The organism is Streptococcus sp. HMSC034E03 (genome assembly GCF_001811505.1).
GTDB lineage: Bacteria > Bacillota > Bacilli > Lactobacillales > Streptococcaceae > Streptococcus.
Genome location: NZ_KV804998.1, coordinates 4,347 through 5,257 on the forward strand (window position 1 = coordinate 4,347; position 911 = coordinate 5,257).

The 911-nt window shown below is 51.5% G+C and carries 1 protein-coding gene; it reads right to left on the reverse strand.

All coding sequences use genetic code 11. The annotated features are described in order from the left end of the window. On the reverse strand, positions 1-911 hold a 911-nt coding region (locus HMPREF2805_RS11335), incomplete at both ends, for an SIALI-17 repeat-containing surface protein (RefSeq protein ID WP_398577618.1).

A 911-nucleotide genomic window follows, 5' to 3' on the forward strand; every position in this document is an offset into this window, starting at 1 on the left:
AGTTCTGAGCTTGCTGCTTCGACCGCATTAGCACCGCCTTCATAGGCTGGAAGTTCTGAACTTGCTGCTTCTACTGCATTAATGCCACCTTCATAAGCTGGAAGTTCTGAGCTTGCTGCTTCTACTGCATTAACGCCACCTTCATAAGCTGGAAGTTCTGAGCTTGCTGCTTCGACCGCATTAGCGCCGCCTTCATAGGCTGGAAGTTCTGAGCTTGCTGCTTCGACCGCATTAGCGCCGCCTTCATAGGCTGGAACTTCATGAACCGCTGCTTCTACTGCATTCACACCGCCTTCGAACTCTGGGGTTTCTGATGTAGTTGCTCCCTCACTATTGACGCCACCTTCAAAGGTTGAAGTGTCTGACTTAGCGGCTTCTACTGCATTCACACCGCCTTCGAACTCTGGACTTTCTGCCTTAGCTCCTTCCTCACCATTGACGCCACCTTCAAAGTCTGATGCGTCTGACTTAGAGGCTTCAACTGCATTCACACCGCCTTCGAACTCTGGACTTTCTGCCTTAGCTCCTTCCTCACCACTGACGCCACCTTCAAAAGCTGAAGTGTCTGACTTAGCGGCCTCTACTGCATTCACACCGCCTTCGAACTCTGGACTTTCTGCCTTAGCTCCTTCCTCGCCATTGACGCCACCTGTGTATTCTGGAGAATCTAACTTAGCGGACTCCACTGCATTCACACCGCCTTCGAACTCTGTGCTCTCTGACTTAGCTCCTTCTTCGCCATTGACGCCGCCTTCGAAGTCTAAAGTGTCTGACTTAGCGGCTTCTACTGCATTGACGCCACCTTCGAACTCTGGGCTCTCTGCCTTAGAACCTTCTTCGCCATTGACGTCACCTTCAAAGTCTGAAGTGTCTGACTTGGCTGCTTCTACTGCATTCACACCGCCTTCGAA